Annotated in this window: 14 protein-coding genes; 3 read left to right on the plus strand and 11 right to left on the minus strand. The window is 51.5% G+C overall.

From position 1 onward, the window contains the following. Nucleotides 1-100: 100 nt before the first annotated feature. The 8 genes from ABDW72_RS07230 to ABDW72_RS07265 all read right to left on the minus strand — a co-directional run bounded on the left by ABDW72_RS07230 (nt 101) and on the right by ABDW72_RS07265 (nt 10,763). Entirely contained in the window at nt 101-4,885 is a 4,785-nt protein-coding gene (locus ABDW72_RS07230) for a hypothetical protein (RefSeq protein ID WP_347157837.1), read from the minus strand. 29 nt (nt 4,886-4,914) lie between these two features. Beyond that, nucleotides 4,915-5,745, minus strand: coding sequence for a 50S ribosomal protein L11 methyltransferase (prmA, locus tag ABDW72_RS07235; RefSeq protein WP_347157838.1), 831 nt, complete (start codon nt 5,743-5,745; stop codon nt 4,915-4,917). A 7-nt stretch (nt 5,746-5,752) separates the two neighbouring features. Further along, the gene (locus tag ABDW72_RS07240) at nt 5,753-6,124 is read right to left on the minus strand and encodes a 7(1) septoil knot domain-containing protein (protein ID WP_347157839.1); all 372 of its coding nucleotides are present in this window, start codon (nt 6,122-6,124) and stop codon (nt 5,753-5,755) included. 201 nt (nt 6,125-6,325) lie between these two features. Continuing rightward, complete coding sequence (locus ABDW72_RS07245) at nt 6,326-6,748, minus strand: hypothetical protein (protein WP_347157840.1); 423 nt, start codon at nt 6,746-6,748, stop codon at nt 6,326-6,328. Between the two features lie 121 nt (nt 6,749-6,869). After that, nucleotides 6,870-7,631 (minus strand): triose-phosphate isomerase, encoded by a 762-nt coding sequence (gene tpiA / locus ABDW72_RS07250; protein WP_347157841.1) that lies wholly within the window; start codon nt 7,629-7,631, stop codon nt 6,870-6,872. 282 nt (nt 7,632-7,913) lie between these two features. Then, nucleotides 7,914-8,558, minus strand: coding sequence for an O-methyltransferase (locus ABDW72_RS07255; protein WP_347157842.1), 645 nt, complete (start codon nt 8,556-8,558; stop codon nt 7,914-7,916). Between the two features lie 85 nt (nt 8,559-8,643). Then, nucleotides 8,644-9,876 carry a M16 family metallopeptidase gene (locus ABDW72_RS07260; protein ID WP_347157843.1) on the minus strand — a complete coding sequence of 411 codons (1,233 nt, stop codon included), beginning with the start codon at nt 9,874-9,876 and terminating at the stop codon, nt 8,644-8,646. A gap of 134 nt (nt 9,877-10,010) precedes the next feature. Continuing rightward, nucleotides 10,011-10,763, minus strand: coding sequence for a hypothetical protein (locus ABDW72_RS07265; protein WP_347157844.1), 753 nt, complete (start codon nt 10,761-10,763; stop codon nt 10,011-10,013). A 300-nt stretch (nt 10,764-11,063) separates the two neighbouring features. Between ABDW72_RS07265 and ABDW72_RS07270 the strand changes: the two genes are divergently transcribed. Then, a complete protein-coding gene (locus tag ABDW72_RS07270; protein ID WP_347158057.1) occupies nt 11,064-12,056 on the plus strand; it encodes a glycosyltransferase family 9 protein in 993 nt (330 codons plus the stop codon). Here ABDW72_RS07270 and moeB read toward each other — a convergent pair whose 3' ends face one another. Then, nucleotides 12,057-13,130, minus strand: a complete 1,074-nt coding sequence (moeB, locus tag ABDW72_RS07275; protein ID WP_347157845.1) for a molybdopterin-synthase adenylyltransferase MoeB — start codon at nt 13,128-13,130, stop codon at nt 12,057-12,059. Between the two features lie 437 nt (nt 13,131-13,567). Between moeB and ABDW72_RS07280 the strand changes: the two genes are divergently transcribed. Together ABDW72_RS07280 and ABDW72_RS07285 are read left to right on the plus strand one after the other, a co-directional pair. Further along, nucleotides 13,568-14,860 (plus strand): aminopeptidase P N-terminal domain-containing protein, encoded by a 1,293-nt coding sequence (locus tag ABDW72_RS07280; RefSeq protein WP_347157846.1) that lies wholly within the window; start codon nt 13,568-13,570, stop codon nt 14,858-14,860. A 489-nt stretch (nt 14,861-15,349) separates the two neighbouring features. Beyond that, nucleotides 15,350-16,720: an OmpA family protein gene (locus ABDW72_RS07285; RefSeq protein WP_430438148.1), complete on the plus strand. Its 1,371-nt coding sequence runs from the start codon at nt 15,350-15,352 to the stop codon at nt 16,718-16,720. A 167-nt stretch (nt 16,721-16,887) separates the two neighbouring features. Here ABDW72_RS07285 and ABDW72_RS07290 read toward each other — a convergent pair whose 3' ends face one another. Together ABDW72_RS07290 and ABDW72_RS07295 are read right to left on the minus strand one after the other, a co-directional pair. Further along, entirely contained in the window at nt 16,888-17,271 is a 384-nt protein-coding gene (locus ABDW72_RS07290; protein ID WP_347157847.1) for a hypothetical protein, read from the minus strand. A 174-nt stretch (nt 17,272-17,445) separates the two neighbouring features. Continuing rightward, nucleotides 17,446-18,369: an aspartate carbamoyltransferase catalytic subunit gene (locus ABDW72_RS07295; RefSeq protein WP_347157848.1), complete on the minus strand. Its 924-nt coding sequence runs from the start codon at nt 18,367-18,369 to the stop codon at nt 17,446-17,448. Nucleotides 18,370-18,372 lie beyond the last annotated feature (3 nt).

Raw genomic sequence — 18,372 nt, forward strand, 5'->3', positions numbered from 1 at the left:
CTGCAGGCGTATTTTCAGAGTGGCAGAAGATCCCAAATATAGCTAAACCCGAATCTAAACTCCAAAAGTTGTGCTACTCTATTAGGTATATACGCGGTGTTTACGGCTTCTGGTTATTTGTCCCCTCTTCTGCATCCACACCAAATGGATCGCTCTTGTCCTTTTTCTTTTTACTCTTCTTGGTTTTCTTCGGCTGGTCTTCCATGTAGTCGAAGTTACCTGTAGGCTCTTTTACTACCTGTTGCTCAGAAGCTACTTTAAAGCCGCTCTTGCCCTGCAGGTACGTGGTGCTGAAGTGTTCCATAAACTGGTTCTTCTCGATGGCCTCGGCAGGAAAGAAGCCATAGTTGAGCGAAGCGCCGCGGCTGCCTTTCGATTTGGAACTGACTGCTTTGTTAAATTTGTCGTCAGAAGAGCCCAGCGACAGGTTATTTTCTGCAAAGCTGAAGTAGTACCAGGTATACGGATCGGCCTGCAAGTATAAATTCACGGCCGGCTCACCGTTCATGTCCTGGCGCATTTCCAGGTAGCCGTCCATCACGGCGTTGATATCGCCTTTCAGGATGCTGGCCAGGTTGATCTTGCCCACGCTGTACCAGGCATTTTGCTCGTTAGACCAACGCAGGTTCGCCTGGCTTAAGATGAGGCTGCGCACCAGCTTTTTCGACAGCTTGGGCAATGGCACATACTCGGTAGCGGACCGCTGGGCATACTTGCGCACCTGCCCGTCGCCGATAAACTCGCCCAGTTTGTACAGCATGGCATCGTTGTTATCTGCCGCGCCTGCAGCCCCATCGCCACGTAAATTCCCCGCCATAGCCGTCAGCGCCTGTGCCGGCATGTCCAGGTCAAAGGCCAGGAAGGTATCAAGGTTGTAGCGGGCGCTGTCTACGTTGGCGCTGCCGCTGCCGGAGGCTTCCACCTTAAAGTTCTTCGTTGGTTTGAGCATGTTCAGCTTGCCTTCAAACTGCACTGTGTTGGAGGCTTCGTTATAGCGGAGCACGTTGCCCTCATACGCGTCAGCGTAGGCGCGGTCTTTCTGGCCAATCTTAAATTCGCTTTTGCTCTTGTCGTACGATAGCAGTCCATCCACTGTAAACAAGTCCAGGTCTTCTTCGGCTTGTTTCTTCGATACAAACGTGTTGTAGAGCTTGGCGGAGCCTCGTGCAATATGCAGGCCGGTGTGCAGCGGTGTGCCGTCTGCAGCTTTCGGTTTGATGACCGGAATTCGAACGTTATCAGGATTCAGGGTATCCTTTTTATACGAAAACCAGTCTGAGTCAGCGGGGTTGCCGGTAAAATTCAGCTTCAGATCGCCATCAAAATCCATGTACTTCGTAGGGGCGTTCAGCGCAATTTTGCCCCGATACAGGATGCGAGGGAAAATATAGAAGGCGTTCTCTTCCGTTACCTGGGCAGAGGCATAAGTATAAACGGGCTTCTTCTTTTTCTGCGGATTGCCATACACAAAGTCGCCGAAAGCCAGTCGGAACGAGTCGGAAGCAGCGTTGGTGTAATCCAAGATTGCATTGCCGCTAAAGGCTTTGCGCGAGAGCACATCGATGTTGCCGGCATATAGCTTATGGTATTGCTGTGCCGAGTCGGCCAGCACTTTGGCATTGCGCAGTGTCTGAATGGTCGCATCGGCCGCTACGGCTACTTTACCACTGTCCGGCACAATGTACGTGTCTGCCACAGCAATGTAGGGCACACCACCGGCCAGCAAGGTATTCTTCTTCAGGTCATACTCACCACTGGCGGCCATAAACTGCAAAGAGTCCTGCTGCGGGTGCAGGGAGTAGAACCAGTTCTTACCCCCGTTTTCATCCGCCTTCAGGCTTATTTTCTGCTTGTTCATGTCCCAGCGGGCGCTGCTCATTGAGGTTTTATACTGCGCTTTCGGGAATTCGATGCTGGCCGTGCCGCGCTGCTCGCTGGCAAAGTTCACGAGGCCTTTGGTCAGGTCGTAGGCAAAGGCCATGTCCTGCGCCTTGATGGCCGGCCGGCCCGCCACGTCTGATTTAGCGATTACGGTAGCGTGGTTGCCGCTAATAGCGCGCTGCTTGAATAGCAGCTGCGGCGCTGTTACAGTGGCTACCTGATTATCTACGATGCCGCTGCCGTATAAACCGCCCGGCGACAGCTTGGCCACGCCTTTAAAATCAAAACCTTCCTTGTATATTTTCATCGGCTCCTTGGCTGTCTGGATATACATGGTATCGGCCTGGGGCAGCCAGTTCATTGAAAAACCGGCAAGCGAGGCTACCGGGAAGGCTGTTCCTCCGTGCTGCCCTTCGGCTATCACTACAGAAGTGCCGGTTTTAGTAGTAACGGCATTTTTATAGTATGTATAAACAGGCGCCTGCAAGGTAGCGGTTAGGTAGGTGATCTTGCCTTTGCTCTGGATACCGCTGGAGCTCATCATAACTGTATCGTACACCATTCCTTTGCCACCATACGCCGCCATTCCTTTGGCTGAGGGCTGATAGTAAAAACCCAGTGTTTCGTCCGGCATCATCTGCAGCTTGGTTTTGATCACCGGGAAAATACCCCCGGAGTTAAAGGTGCCATCAAATGCCACGGCGCCTTTGCCGGAACTCAGCGAGTCGATCTTAAACGGCGGCATATCGAAGTATACGGTGCTGTCGTAGGCGCCGCCCGCCACATCGGGCCGGCTAAAGGCTACTTTGGCACCCGACACGGCATCAAACTTGGGGTAGTCCAGCAGGTGCTTGCGACCCGACTTGTTATCCGGCTTGTTGATGTAGAGCTTGCCCGCCATGCTGTTGCCTTTGCCCGTCAGCACCTGGTCAGAGGCTTCGCCTTCGCGTGCCCGCCGCCGGCGCGACACCAGCGCTACTGTATCTAATTTGGCCAAGTCGATAGAGAACTCATCGTAGTTGAACTTGAACTGCGTGCCTTTAAAAGCCAAACGGCTGGCATAGATCTGCCCGTCAAATTCGATGTCGCGGTTTTTAAGAATGCGAATCTCGCTCTGGCGCGGCAGTATGAACACGCTGGCGGTATCGTTGTTAAAAGTGATCTTGTCTACCCCACGCACCGTCAGCTTGTTATCGTCCAGGTTCAGGGTAGCGTTGCGGCCGGAAGGCACAACAGACCTGATCACGAGGTGGTCATAGTCAGACATGTCGCGGGCAGAACCCACGTAGTGCCAGGCTTTCGACTTCAGTTGGATGTAGCCGCTGCCCGGGTCATAGTCCAGATAGCCGTCGCGGGAGAGGTTGGCTGCCGCTTCTTTAATGGCTGTTTCATTTATTTTAGAGCCCTGTGCCACTTCCGAAGCATAAAAGTTATTGCTCTTGGCTTTAGCCGCATAACCAATCAGGACCTGCAGCGGGTGGAACGAAGCTACTCCCACCAGTTGCTGGTAGCGGTTGTTCGAAAAGTACTCCGTAGACTCCAGCTGCACCGGAATCAGGGTTTTGGTATTAAGGATAGAGAAATTGATCTCCGGTTGAGTCAGGTTCCAGTGCAGGCGCTCTGCCGTGATCTCCAGCTTATGAAAGGTATCGAAAAAAGGCGTGCGGGCATATGGCCCCTTGTCTTTGGTAAGGGTAAGCTCCTGTTGTGGCCGGGAGAAGCGCAGCTGCATGGCCGGGTGCGTAAGCGAATCCTTCTGCTGATAAATAGCGATGGCGGCCCGGCTGGCAAGTATAAGCGAGTCGGTGATGGTATAGTTGCGGGCCATGGAGCGGAACTTGCGCTGCCCCCCATGCGACACCACGATCTCCGATAAACTGCCATCCAGCGGCTTGCTGCCTATCATATTGCCTACCAGCGAAAAGCCACCCTTATAGGCTATGTTATCGCCCAGGGTTTTCATCTGTGCATCGTTGGTGAAAGAGAAGAACTTTGGATAAGGATAGGCGCTGGTCTTCCGCTTGCTGCTCATCCATTCCAGGGCGCCATCTACCGGCGCTTTCAGCACGGAGGCATAGGTAACGGTTACGTCCGGTGCTTTGAATCCGGCAAACGAGGTGGTAAAGTTATACTTGCCCAGGGTAGCCGTGGCTGGTTGCCCGTTGGCCTGCCAATCGAACGTGCCGCCTTCGCCCACAAATACATTGGTGCCCAGCATCAGCTGCCCGTTTGTTTTGTTGATCGCCGTGGAGTCCCAGGGCGTAACGAAGGTGAGCGTGGCGTTCTGCAGTTTTAGTACAGGCCCTGTTACAGCAGGCATTTGCGGCTGAAACTGCTGCTTTATACTTTCCTTACGGTTCTTCTCTGCTTTCTTTTTATCTTCTTTTTTGGGAGTAGGAGAGATGGTGCCCCAGCCGTCGTCTTCCTGCTGCTGCCCTTTTTCGTCTACCTCGTCGTCCCAGGAGATAGCAGTTTCACTGCCAGGCTCAGGCGAGGCAGAAGCTTTGCTGGTCCCTTCGTAGGCAAAGCTGAAGCCGCCAGTGCTGCTCAGGTGATAGTAGGAGTTCTGGAACAGGCGGTTGGTGCTCAGGTAAAGACTAGCCGTATTCAAAAAGCTCTCCAGCACCTTCGGGTCTTCTTTCTGCACGGCTTTGGCCGTAACGTCCAACATCTCGTCTAGGGTATTACCGCGCAGGTTTTGCTTGTTTACGCCGGCTGCTACCATGGTAAAGAAAGCGGCGAAGTGCGGATTGGTGCGCAGCCGTTTGCGGTACATGTCCTGGGCAATGTTAATGACCTGATTCTGCTGCTTTGCCGTGAGCTTGCCGCTGTTCCAGGCTTCCTCCAGGCTGGTACCAAGGGCGTCGGCATTGGCTACTTTGCCAGCCAGCAACATAGCTTTGGCATCTGCCACAAAATCAGCGGGCTTGTCGCTGAGTCGGGTTTGAGCCTGGGCGGTGATGATCGTGAAAAAAAAGAGGAGGGGTAAAAGTTTATGCCTCATAGCATCAGGTAAAAGAAATAGTACAATAATTAGCTCGCTCTAAACACAGCCGACACCCAGTTATTCTTCACCCGGTGCGACACGAAATGAAGGCCTAAGGCTTCTGCGCGTTCCCGGATCACCGGGAGGTCTTCGGTGTAAAAACCGCTTAACAACAGCCAGCCCTGCGGGTGCAGCACGGCTTTGTAAGCAGGCATATCTTCCAGTAAAACGTTGCGGTTGATGTTGGCTAGTATAATATCAAAAGGTTTTTCGCCGTGGATGGTTTCGGCACCGCCCAGGCGCACGTCTATGCTGCCATAGTGGTTAAGTGCTGCGTTCTCGCGGGCATTTTCTACCGTCCAGTCCTCAATTTCTACAGCCACTATTTCGGCGGCACCCAGTTCGCCGGCCATAATGGCCAGAATGCCGGTGCCGCAGCCCATGTCCAGCACGCGCTTGCCCTGGTGGTCCAGCGTCAGCTGGTTTTCGATCATCAGGGTGGTTGTTTCGTGATGGCCGGTGCCAAACGACATCTTCGGGTTGATCACAATATCATACTTCGCCTGGGTTGGCTTAGCATGAAAAGAAGCTCGCACAGATACTTGATCGCCAATATAAAGGGGCTCAAAGTTGCGCTCCCACTCCTCGTTCCAGTTCTGGCGTGCAATCGTCTGAACGGTGTAGGTTGCCTCTACCAAGTGGGCGTAGCGGGCAAGGGTGTCGTCCAGCGCCTGCTGGCTATACTTGTCTTCTTCGATGTAAGCACTAAGACCATCTTCTGCCTCCACAAAAGCATCAAAGCCCAACTCTCCCAGTTCGGCTGTTAAAATATCCGCGAAATCTGCGTTTACGTGTAAGGTTATTTCTATAAAATCCATGGTGTTGTTATTCGCGGCATTGGGCAAAAGAACGTGTAAGGGTATAATGCACAGTAAAATCCGCCAGGTTCCGGTTATCGGTTACGTACAGCACATGGTCGGCAAAGGCTTTGGTCGGCGTGAGGTACCAAACGGCCGTGGCATCGGCAAAAAGTTTGTTGTTCTCCCGATACACGATCATGTTGGCATACGCCTCGTCCTCGTCCAGGAAAACCGTATACTCGGCGTCGCTTTTATACTTGGGGTCACGCTCCAGGTACACGGCACCGTAAATGTTACAGTAGCCGGCCGCCACAGTAGTAGTGGCAGGTGCAGCAGCGGGTATTACAGGCCGTGCAAGCGGCATCAGAGCCAGCCAGAGAGAAAATAAGATTTGCATAGTATAAATTTACTCAAAGATAGCTATATGCCTAACAAAAAAGCCGCCAATATTGCATCGGCGGCTGATTAACAAGCAAATCTTTGCTTTTCACGGAACAAACAAGCGTCTTTCCTATAAAATTCCACCGGGCATCAAGTTACCAACAGCAGCGGAATTGTACAAATTTAATAGAGTAGCTGAAGCCGGGGTGATGTAATTTTATTCTGCCAGCTGGTACTTTTGCGCTACCTCTCCTTCAAACTGCTTTTTTGTGATGACCAGGTAATTGCCCGGCTCCAGCGAATAGTATACTGTATGGGACGGGTATTCCGGGAACTCCGGCTGTGTTTCGGTGATCTTCAGCTCGTCCTCATCCAAAATCTCATAAGTACCTACTAAGGCGAAGCTGCTCTGGCCCGCCTGCATTTCATAATATTGGCCGTCAGCCGTAAACCGCACCTGGTCGCTGCGTTGCACCTCGCGCCAGGTGAGCGGGGCGCCCCAGTGGTCGTTGGCAAGCACCATTTTCAGCGTCCAGGTTCCTGACAGACCGGGAATCAGCTGGGGTGCTGCTTCCTCTTTTTTACAGGAAATCAACAAGATCAAAGCTAATAGCCAGGTATACTTTTTTAAGATGTCCATATCCGATGTGCGCTTATACTATACCGACCCTCAAACGCTGCGCATGGTTGCACCGGCGCTAAAAACAAAGTGGCTGCCGATGTCCCGCACCGGCAGCCACTTTGGCCTGCTATATACTAGGTTAGAACGACTTAGCAATGGCTACAAAGTCGCGTGATTTCAGCGAAGCGCCGCCAATCAGGCCGCCATCCACGTCTTCTTTCGAAAAGATCTCCTGCGCGTTGGCCGGGTTGCAGCTGCCGCCGTACAGAATGCTGCAGTTATAAGCTGCTTCGGCATCGAACAGGCGCGAGAGCTGTTCCCGGATGTAGGCGTGCATCTCCTGCGCCTGCTCTGCTGAGGCTGTTTTGCCGGTGCCAATGGCCCAGATCGGTTCATAGGCGATCACGATCTGATCAAACTCTTCGTTGCTGAGGTAAGAAAGGCTGTCGTGCAGTTGCTGGCCTACATACTCGAAGTGGCGGTCGGCGTCACGTTCTTCCAGGGGCTCACCACAGCAAAAGATCGGCTTTATGCCATATCGTAAGGCCTCTTTCATTTTTTTGTAAAGCATCTGCGCATCTTCGTGGTGGTACATGCGGCGTTCGCTGTGGCCAATGATCACATATTCGGTGCCTACTGATTTGAGCATCGCCGCCGACACCTCGCCGGTATAAGCGCCGCTCTCGTGTTCGCTCACGTTTTGGGCTGCCAGATGCATTTTGCTGTTGCCCTGCACCAGCTTGCTTACGCTTTGCAAGTACGGGAAAGGAGGCGTTACGATAACGGTTACATCGTCGTTCACTTCATCTTTCACCATGTTATCGATCTCCGATACGAGCGAAAGCGCCTCCTCGTAGGTTTTATTCATTTTCCAGTTGCCTGCAACAATTTTCTTTCTCATGTTTTATACTTGGTTGATGATGTTATACACCTAATCTGCCGCTAAAGCGGGCTAACGGCAATTTAAGGATTTATTTGTTTTTTCGTTACTGTTACCGGTAAGCACGGTTCAAACGGGGGCCGATAACAATAATCTTTTCAGGTATACGGAAGCGGGCTGCCCGGCATATAGCCTTTGGTGCTTTGGTTATCGGAACAGCTATCTAATACTGCTTAAAAGAGAATAGAAGCGTACTGCGGCTAAGAAAGTAGTAGGCTGCAACAAGACGGGTGCAGGTGGAATTTACTTCTTGCGTGCTACCAGCAGGCCGTCGCGGATGGGGAGCAGGATGTTTTCGACGCGGGCATCGTCGTGTACCATTTTGTTGAAGTCCAGCACGGCTTGGGTATCTTCGTCGAGCTTCTTCCTATACTTGGCCAGCACTTTGCCGCTCCAGAGCACATTGTCAGCGATGATATAGCCGCCGGGCCGCACCTGGTCGATGACCTGCTCATAGTAGTGGCTGTAGTTGATCTTATCGGCATCCAGAAACACCAGGTCGAAAGTGACTTGGATGGTGGGAATGATTTCAAGGGCGTTGCCGATGTAGTACTTTATACTTTCGGTGAGGCCTGCTTCGGCAAAATAACCACGTACCCGCTCCTCCAATTCCTCATTCTTGTCGATGGTATGCAGTGTGCCACCCGGCTGCAACCCCTCGGCCAGGCAAATGGCCGAGTAGCCGGTGTAAGTGCCCACCTCCAGTACCTGGTTCGGCTGCAGCATCTGCGAGAACATAGCCAGTATACGCCCCTGCATGTGCCCCGATAACATGCGCGGCTTCAGCACGCTCAGGTGCGTCTGGCGGTTTATCTTGTGCAGCAGGTCACTCTCAGGCGTGGTATGCACATCGGCGTACTGCTGTAGTTCATCGTCCAGGAATTCCATCGTTTGGATTATTGAGTGGTTACATGGTTAACTGGCTGATTGCAATCTGTTAAATCAACCCTTTAACAGGTTGACAATTTAGCCATTAAGCCGGCACGTAGTTCAGGAAACTCAGGTGGTCTTCGCGCAGCACGTCGTTAGCGATCTCCAACAGGTCAGCGGCGGTTATTTTCCGGATCTGGTCGAATATCTCGTTCAGCGGCTCCACTTTGTCCTGGTCCAGGATGCTTTTGCCGAGCATCATCATCAGGCCCATGTTGCTTTCTTCGGCCATGGCCAGCTGGCCCATCAGCTGCTCTTTAGCAGTATGCAGCTGCAGCGAACCCAGCGACTTTTCTCGAAGTTTTCGGAGTTCTTTCAGCACCAGCGATGTGGTGCGCTTCAGCTGTTTTTTCTCCGTACCGAAGTAAATCGAGAGCAGCCCGGTATCAATGTAAGTCGCGTAGTTGGCATCGATGGTATACACCAGTCCGTGTTTTTCGCGCACTGCTAAGTTCAGGCGTGAGTTCATGCCCGGGCCACCCAGCAGGTTGGTGAGCATAAAGAACGGAATACGGCGGTCGTCGCTCAGGGCATAGGCCGGGCAGCCCAGCACACAGTGCGCCTGCGAGATCGGCTTTTCGATGGTAATTGCCTTGGGTACATAGTTGCGGAAAGGCACGCGTGCCCGGTGCTGCTGTATCTGCGGCACATTACCCAGAAATTTCTCGGCCAGCTTTACCACTTTCTCAAACGGCAGGTTGCTCACCGAGCAGAAGATAAGCGCATCTGTGCTGAGGTTGCGGCTGATAAAGTTGAGGAAGTCCTGCTTCACAAAGCGCGAAACGCTTTCCGTAGTGCCCAGGATGTTGTTGCCGAGTGGGTGCCCGTCGTATACGACGGCATCAAACTCATCTACAATGGCATCCTCCGGCGTGTCCAGGTACATCGACATTTCTTCCAGAATCACGCCGCGTTCCTTCTCTATCTCGCGCTCCGGAAAGATGGAGTGGAAGGTAATATCAGAGAGCAGCTCAAACGACTTCTCGAAGTGCTTGTCCAGCACCGAGCTGTAAAAGCAGATCTTTTCTTTCGTAGTATACGCATTCAGCTCGCCACCTACCGATTCCAGCCGGTTCAGGATATGGAACGACTTGCGCTTAGGCGTACCTTTAAAAGCCATGTGCTCCCAGAAATGCGCTAGTCCCAGCTGGTCGGGCAGCTCGTCGCGGCTGCCGATGTCCAGGATAAAGCCGCTATGGGCTATTTTGGTATGATTTACTTGCTTGTGAACGACCCGAATGCCGTTCGGTAAAGTATGGATATGATAATCAGGCATTCAATTTAAAATTAGCCTGCAAAGGTACGAAATTTAATGGGCTAATGCTTGCATCTGGCCCGCAGGAAATTGTTTGGCCTTTAGTGCGAGTGCGAGGCGACTAAGCCAGGGGAATAAGCTGCTACAGAAGTTATTTACCTATCCTTGGCCAGGCCGCCTACATTGATCACGAAACCCAGCGAGAACACTGAATAGCCTGCTGTTAGCGACTTCCGGTTCTTCAGGCCGAAGTTGCTTCCGCTGGTATACTGCAGTTGCACTGAGCGGTTAAGGGCCAGGCGGGTATAAAAGATCGGCTCCAGGAAAATGTTGTCTTCCTCTTCTCCGGGCTTTCCGTTCACCAGAAATTTATTCATATTGATGTAGCTGGTGCGCAGGGCTGTGCCATAGTTTAAAGGGAAATCATGGCTGAACAGGTGCAACGATTTCTTACGCTTGGAGCTGAAGTTTACCTGCACAAAGTATTTGCTGTAATCTGCCTCGTAGCGCTCAAAGGTCATCACGCCCTTTTCGTCTTCGTGCTTTTCGGTGCGGTCGCTGCTGCCCCCGCCTATACCACCGTATATCTCCAGCACCCTGTTATTCTGCGGGCCAAAGGTGGTAAAGTAGCCGCCGCCCACTTCTAGCAGGGTGTGCCGGAAATCGCGCTTGCGGCGCTCCGTGTTAAGCATAGAGCCGTTTAGCAGCACCGCATAATGGTCTGTTACGGCATAAGCGGTATTAAACGTAATGTTGCCTTTCGGGGTGATGTGGCCCCCGGCGCTCAGTTCGCCTTTTTCGGTAAACATCGGCACGTTGGGCACATTAGGCATGTATGTGGAAACACAACCTGTGAGGCTTGCTAACAGGCAAACTAACAGGCTGATCGGAAGTATCGCTTTTCTCATATCAGTCAAACCGGTATGGTGGCACTTTCACAAGGTTCCTTTTCGCATACTAAGTATAAGTTCAGGAGGAGTACCAGGCAGGTAACCGGAACTCAATATTAAGATACAAAACAACGATTTCCAGTTTTTATTTCAATTATTAAGTTAAAACGTCTGGCGGGATGGGGAAGGATCTGCTGCCACGCTTATACCTCTTAAACAGGCGCGGCACAACGGAGATAGCTTTTTAATCTGCCCTGAAAGCTGTTTATTTGCTGCCGGGCACTACTGCCAGGCGCCCGGTAAATAGAAACGGTGACAATGAAGATTCTGGTAAGGCTGCCCAACTGGCTCGGCGACATGGTGATGAGCACCGGCTTTCTGGTAGAACTGCGCCGCACTTTTCCGGAGGCAGCCATCGATGTGATCCTTAAAAAGGAATATAGCGGGCTTGCCGCGTTTCTGCCGGCCATATCCGCTGTATATCCCTTCTCCAAGGCAGAATACCCGGGGCTGCGGGGGCTGCTTCGGTTTGGCAGGCAACTGGCCGCTAACAAGTATGACCTGTTCTTCAGCCTGCCTGATTCGCTGTCGGCGGCTGTGATGGGCCTGGCTACCGGTGCAAAGGTTAGAGTTGGCTATAGAAAAGAGGGTCGCTCGCTGCTGCTGACACACGCGTATGCCAAACCAGTGGCGCACCACCGCGCCGATGAGTACGTATACTTGCTGGAGCAGTACCTGGGCTATCCGCTGGAGAAGGTACCTGTGCGGCTAGAGGTAAAACCAACAGCAAAAGCGGCCGCGCAGCAGCCTACCGTTATACTTAATTTTAACTCAGAGGCGCAGTCGCGGCGCATGCCGTTGCCCAAAGCGGTAGCCATGTACCAGGCGCTGCACCAGCAGCTAAAGGCGCAGTTTGTGCTGATCGGCGGACCGAAGGATGCTACTTTTTCCGAGCGCATCATGGCCCAGGCCGGAAACCCGCCGAACTTGGCAAGTATAGCCGGCAAAACATCCCTCACAGCACTGGTAGAGGCTTTGGCAGCCGCTGACCTGGTGGTGACAACTGACTCCGGTCCGGCGCATGTGGCCAACAGCTTAAACAAAAAGATGATCGTATTTTTTGGTGCGGGTGATGAGGCAAATACGGGCCCTTACAACCGAGAGGTAGCTTTTGTGATGCGGGTTCCTAACCTGGTGTGTGCGCCCTGCCGCTCCAATACCTGCCGCTTTGGGGAGCCGGTGTGCCTGGCGCAGCAAAGTGAGGCGCAATTGGTACGGCACGCTGTGGCATTGCTTGCCGCAAAGTCTTAACTAAGCGGATGACTGCCATGCCGCCAATCCGCCGGCTAGGTTATAAAACAGCACCTCTGGGAACCGCGCTTGTAGCAGGCCAATTGCTTTTTTGCTCCGCATACCCGACTGGCAATGTACCACCACTTCCGGCTGTAACTGCAACTCCTCCATCCTTTCAGAGAGTTTAGAAAGCGGCACCAGTTCACCTCCGATATTAAAGTGCTCATACTCCTGCGGCTCGCGCACATCCAGCAACTGTACCTGCCTGCCTTCCGCCTGCCAGGTTTTTAACTCAGCAGCAGTTAGCTCCTGCGCTACAGCACACGTAACACCATAGCTTGGCTGAAGCACTTTAACCTCATCTGCCATCTTTGTACGGGAGAATTTAAAGGACGAGAGGCTGAGCGATAGCGCATCAAACAACAGCAGTTTGCCAGATGCCACATCGCCCCAGCCGCAGATGATCTTGAGCACTTCGTTTGCCTGTAATGTGCCAATAATGCCAGGCAGTACCCCCAATACGCCTGCTTCGGCGCAGTTTAGGACTTCGCCTGCAGCCGGAGGGGCCGGAAACAGGCAGCGGTAGCTGGGGCCATGGTTATAGTTAAACACCGATACCTGCCCCTCAAAACGTGAGATAGCCCCGAACACCAGTGGCTTCTGCAGGATGGTGCAGGCATCGCTCACCAGGTAGCGCGTCGGGAAACTATCGGAGCCATCTACCACCACATCGTACGGCTGCAGCAGTTCCAGGGCATTTTCTACCGTTATGCCTTGTGGGTGTACCCGAAACGCGACAAACGGATTTTGCTGCGCCAATTTCGCGGCGGCTGTGCGTACTTTCGGCTCGCCTATATCCGCTGAAGTATAAAGGATTTGCCGGTGCAGGTTGCTCTCGCTCACCACATCCATATCGGCTATACCTATGGTGCCAACGCCGGCGGCCGTGAGGTACTGCAGCACAGGGCAGCCCAGGCCGCCCGCACCAATTACCAGCACGCGGGCCCGCTTCAGCTTTTCCTGGCCTGCCTCGCCTACTTCCGGAAGTATGATCTGCCGGTTATAGCGCTCTTTCTCTGCTATACTTAACATGTCGTTCGTGTTTATTGCAGGTTACGTCTTTTAGGTGCCTTTCGCTGCGCTGCTTTCAAGCCTTAAATTTAAGTAGAAGCAGAGCAGCATGCCTATGTCCGTAAAGGAATAAAGCTGCAACAGCAGCGTAGTGGCTAAAACTGAAGAATAAACCGCTATCGCAACGATCCTCTAGTATAAAGTTAACAATGTTGCAATGGCCCGGACAACAAAGCTGTTTGCCGTCGCTCCTGTACCACCTGCAACCTGGCGCTGCAAAAGTGTGTTTCCTGCACCATTTTTTTCCTATGCCGGCTAAAACGTAAACTTCTCACCAAGCGCTATATAGCGGTTATACTTCGGCGCGTTCTGTTTTGCAGGAGGCGTACTGCAATTGCTATCCATACATTTTTTTGTAGTTTTAAGCAGCAACTGAATGATAACCACACAGCACAACTATGAGATATCAGGCTATCAGCAGCGAGTTATTTCGCCATAACCGCCGCAACTTCGTCAAACACGTCAAGCCCTGTTCCCTTGCTGTTTTCCAGTCCAACGACGTGATGCCGACCAATGCCGATGGCACAATGGCATTCCGGCAGAACAGCGATCTGTTTTACCTGTCGGGTATAGACCAGGAAGAAAGTATTCTGCTTCTTTTTCCGCAAGCTAAGGATGAGCGCATGCAGGAAGTGCTTTTTGTGCGCGAAACCAGCGACCATATCCTGACCTGGGAAGGGTATAAGCTTACTAAACAGCAGGCGCAGGAGGTATCTGGCATCAAAACCGTGCTCTGGACGCATGAATTCAAATCGGTTTTCAACGCTCTGATGCTGGAAGCGGAGCATGTATACCTGAACAGCAACGAACACCTGCGCGCAGTGGTAGAGGTAGAAACCCGTGATGCCCGCTTTGTTACCTGGTGCCAGCAGCATTATCCTTTGCACAAGTACGAGCGCAGTGCTCCTATTATGCACCAGTTACGTGCCGTAAAATCCGAGGCAGAGATCGAGCTCATCAAAAAAGCCTGCCAAATTACGGACAGAGGGTTTAGAAGGCTGCTTGGCTTTATTAAACCGGGCGTAATGGAGTATGAGATCGAGGCAGAACTGTACCATGAGTTTTTGCGCAACCGCTCCAGAGGGCCGGCCTATAGCTCGATCATCGCCTCGGGGGCTAACGCCTGCATTCTGCACTATGTGGATAACGATCAGGAGTGCAAGGATGGCGATCTGGTGCTGATGGACTTTGGAGCTGAGTATGCCAACTATGCCGCTGACCTGACCCGTACGGTACCGGTAAATGGCACATTTACTCCACGCCAACGCGATGTATACGAGTCGGTGCTGCGGGTGATGAAAACAGCAACACAGATGCTGGTACCAGGCAACACGCTGGACCAGTACCACAAGTTTGTGGGTACTGTCATGGAGAACGAGCTGATCCGGCTAGGCCTCCTGAACAAGAACGACGTGCACCACCAGGACCCTGACAAACCCTTATACAAAAAGTATTTTATGCATGGCACCTCGCACCTGCTGGGGTTGGATGTGCATGACGTGGGCAGCAAATACCGGCCTTTTGAAGCAGGGATGGTGTTTACATGTGAGCCGGGCATCTATATCCGGGAGGAAAGCATCGGCATCCGGTTAGAGAATGATATCCTGATCACGAAAAATGGCCCAATCGATCTGATGAAAGACATCCCGCTGGAGGCCGACGATATAGAGCGGCTGATGCAGCAGCGGTAAACTGCACCTGCCGGCAAGCAGAAGCAGCCGTTTACCGGCATATTTTTTTATTGCATTTACTATATATTTAGGCGTCTACAGTAATTTTTTTGCCTCACTACAACCTTGTCGGTCAAAATCAGTTTTAGTTAACATAGTACATGTTTTTTGAAAACCCGGAAAATCGTAACATTTATTTTGATGTAAGAGCAACACTGATAATCAAAATTTTGCATCGCTTTTCTAAGAAACTATAAAACAGTGATACTGATAACCAAACCATGCTTCTCTCCCTGTTTTCACCCTATTTTTAATAAGTTTGGCTGAGCCGTTTTGTTAGATTTTTAACATTAGGATAAACTCCTTTCGGTTCATGCACGTATTGTCATATCAAAATATACTTTAAACATCATGCGAACACAACTTACAAAACTATGTAAAACGGCACTAGCGTTTGCAGCCATGTGGCTTGCAACGAACCAAGTGCATGCACAGAGTTCCGATCAGCCAATGAATCTCCAGATATATGGTAGTGCTCTGCAATACAAGGGCGATTTAGAAGACCAGTTCTGGGATCACGATAAATTGGAGTGGGGCGGAGGTCTGAATCTGAACCGTTATCTCAGCCCGTCTTTTGATGCCGGCCTGCATTTAACCTACAACCACACCAACGGCGAGGGCACTGCACCTGCTAAGTTTGATGCGCATTTTGGTACGGCTATGCTGGGCCTGCGCCTGAAAATGTATGGCAACATCCTGAAGGAAGATGCCTTTATCGGGCCATACATTCAGGTGGCCGGTGGTGGTGCCTGGGTTAATACAGATGCCACTCAAATGACTGGTACTACCTTGCAGGATGATAAGTTTATCACTGCTGCTGCCATGGGTGGCCTTGGTATTCGCTTCCGCTTCTCTGATGCTGTAAGCGCTTTCATCGAGTCTAACTATGTGCTTACCGGCAACGATAAGTTTGACGGTGTAGATGGCGTTGGTGACAACGATCGTTTCCTGATGCACAATGTAGGCCTTGGCTTCAACCTCGGTAAAGCGACAGACACAGACATGGACGGTGTGCCGGATAAAAGAGATAAATGCCCTGACACGCCAACTGGTGTACAGGTAGACAAGCAGGGTTGCCCCATCGACACAGACGCGGATGGCGTGCCGGATTACCAGGATCAGTGCCCGACAGAGGCTGGTACTGTTGCCACACAAGGTTGTCCTGACCGCGATGGTGATGGTGTAGCTGATAAAGACGATCAGTGCCCTGACCAAGCCGGTACAGCTGCAATGCAAGGTTGCCCTGATACAGACGGTGACGGTGTATCTGACCCGAATGATAAATGCCCGGATACCCCAGCAGGCGTACAAGTAGGTGCTGATGGTTGCCCGATCGATACAGATGGTGACGGCGTGCCAGACTACCAGGATACTTGCCCTAACTCAGTTGGTACAGCTGCAACAGGTGGATGTCCTGAATTAGACCAGGCGACACTGAAGCTACTGGATGAGAAAGTACGTTTCGAATTCGACCAGGCCAGAGTACAGGAAGGCTACAAGCAACTGCTGGATAGCATCGTGATGGTACTGCAGAAATATCCTGACCACGTGCTGCTGATTAAAGGCCATGCTGACTACATCGGTTCTGACGAATACAACCAGGCACTGTCTGAGCGTAGAGCAGAAGCGGTAAAAGAATACTTGGTGGCACAAGGCGTGCAGAACCCAGACCGACTGGTAACCAGAGGCTATGGCGAATCACAACCACTTGTAAAAGTAAACGAGCGCTTGTCAAGACGTAGAACAGAGACTGCCCGGGCTAAGAACCGTAGGGTTGGTTTCGAGATGAATACGCCTGATATGAAACTCAATATGGAGTAAAGCACTTGCTTGTAAGCATTTGCTACAGCAAAAAGCGCCGCAGGTAACTGCGGCGCTTTTTTATTTTCAGGCAAAGTATAAAACGTGTTTGTGGCAACAACGCGCTGGTAAGTATAGCCGGGTTATCAGCCGGGAACTATATACTATAAGTATAACCAGGCTTTATACTAAACACCTGCTGTTTCAGGGCAATTGCCTGTTGTATGCAGGTAACGGGCAATCTGGGTTTGTGACAGCACATGGCTCAGCGCATCGTAATAATTCTTATGCAATTCCTGAGTTCTTACCTCCAACAGGGCAGCGTTATTCATCAAAGCGGTATGCATGGTTTCCAGATCCGTCTGATACTGCTGGTACAGGTCTTTCAGTTGTATATACTGTAACTCGCTTAGTTGTAGCTCCCGAATGGTAGTCTTATCTACCGGCGTAACCAGGATGGCGATGGCTGTTTCCTTTTCGGCAGATGTCAGTTGCTCATGCGCCAGCGTGGGCTGTAAAGTGGCAGCGAAAGCCAGGGCGGTGATGGCTACAAAAGTGAGGTGCTTTTTCATGTTCTTGGCTGTGGTTGAAATTAGGCAGCAAACGCTGCGTTACCCCATTGTCAAGTGACGTGCCAGAAACGGAAAAGCTTTAAATAATATCTAAATTATACTATATGTTAAATTATTGGCAGGAGTATTTTTCCTTAATTGGGAATAATTATATGCTGCTTGGGAAATTTTTAGCTACTGTTTGGCTGCCAGCAAGTATAAAACAGCCATCCGGATGGCTACGCCATTTTCCACCTGGTTCAGGATGATCGCTTGCTGCGAATCGGCGGCATCGGAGCTCAATTCTACGCCACGGTTTATCGGGCCAGGGTGCATTACTGTAATTTCCTTGTCCAGGCTGTCGAGCATTTTCTTGTCGATACCATAGTATAAGGTATACTCGCGCAGCGAAGGGAAATACTTCATCTGCATACGCTCCAGTTGGATGCGCAGCACGTTTGCCACATCGCACCACGCCAATGCTCTGCGCACGTCCGTCTCTACTAATACGCCCAGTTCTTTAATATACTTGGGCAACAGTGTTACGGGGCCGCAAACCATTACCTGTGCACCCAGTTTTTGCAGTGCAAAAATGTTAGACAATGCTACGCGTGAGTGCAGAATATCGCCGATGATCACTACTTTTTTGCCAGCTACCTCGCCATACTTCTCCCGGATTGAGAAAGCATCGAGCAGAGCCTGTGTCGGGTGCTCATGGGTACCGTCGCCAGCGTTCACGATGTTGGCTTTGATATGGCGGCTCAGGAAGTGCGGTGCGCCGGGACTGGAGTGGCGCATCACAATCATATCCACCTTCATCGCTAGGATATTATTGACCGTATCCAGTAGTGTTTCGCCTTTTTTAACGGAGCTGCCACTGCTGCTGAAATTGATTACATCGGCCGAAAGTCTTTTTTCTGCCAGTTCGAAAGAGAGGCGCGTACGGGTGGAGTTTTCAAAAAAGACGTTGGCGATGGTGATGTCGCGCAGCGAGGGCACTTTCTTTATCGGCCTGTTCAGAACATCTTTAAAATTATCCGCGGTCTCAAAAATGAGCTGAATGTCTTGCGGGGTGATCTCTTTGATGCCTAACAGGTTCCTGACGCTGAGCTCTTGCATGGT

The sequence above is a fragment of the Pontibacter chitinilyticus genome (assembly GCF_039748935.1).
Taxonomy (GTDB): domain Bacteria; phylum Bacteroidota; class Bacteroidia; order Cytophagales; family Hymenobacteraceae; genus Pontibacter; species Pontibacter chitinilyticus.

Coding starts and splice junctions, on each gene's coding strand:
- moeB (WP_347157845.1), bottom strand. CDS start 13,130: ATGTTAAGTATAGCAGAGAAAGAGCGCTATAACCGGCAGATCATACTT.
- ABDW72_RS07270 (WP_347158057.1), top strand. CDS start 11,064: ATGAAGATTCTGGTAAGGCTGCCCAACTGGCTCGGCGACATGGTGATG.
- ABDW72_RS07245 (WP_347157840.1), bottom strand. CDS start 6,748: ATGGACATCTTAAAAAAGTATACCTGGCTATTAGCTTTGATCTTGTTG.
- ABDW72_RS07230 (WP_347157837.1), bottom strand. CDS start 4,885: ATGAGGCATAAACTTTTACCCCTCCTCTTTTTTTTCACGATCATCACC.
- ABDW72_RS07255 (WP_347157842.1), bottom strand. CDS start 8,558: ATGGAATTCCTGGACGATGAACTACAGCAGTACGCCGATGTGCATACC.
- ABDW72_RS07240 (WP_347157839.1), bottom strand. CDS start 6,124: ATGCAAATCTTATTTTCTCTCTGGCTGGCTCTGATGCCGCTTGCACGG.
- ABDW72_RS07260 (WP_347157843.1), bottom strand. CDS start 9,876: ATGCCTGATTATCATATCCATACTTTACCGAACGGCATTCGGGTCGTT.
- ABDW72_RS07285 (WP_430438148.1), top strand. CDS start 15,350: ATGAATCTCCAGATATATGGTAGTGCTCTGCAATACAAGGGCGATTTA.
- ABDW72_RS07290 (WP_347157847.1), bottom strand. CDS start 17,271: ATGAAAAAGCACCTCACTTTTGTAGCCATCACCGCCCTGGCTTTCGCT.
- prmA (WP_347157838.1), bottom strand. CDS start 5,745: ATGGATTTTATAGAAATAACCTTACACGTAAACGCAGATTTCGCGGAT.
- ABDW72_RS07280 (WP_347157846.1), top strand. CDS start 13,568: ATGAGATATCAGGCTATCAGCAGCGAGTTATTTCGCCATAACCGCCGC.
- tpiA (WP_347157841.1), bottom strand. CDS start 7,631: ATGAGAAAGAAAATTGTTGCAGGCAACTGGAAAATGAATAAAACCTAC.
- ABDW72_RS07295 (WP_347157848.1), bottom strand. CDS start 18,369: ATGCAAGAGCTCAGCGTCAGGAACCTGTTAGGCATCAAAGAGATCACC.
- ABDW72_RS07265 (WP_347157844.1), bottom strand. CDS start 10,763: ATGAGAAAAGCGATACTTCCGATCAGCCTGTTAGTTTGCCTGTTAGCA.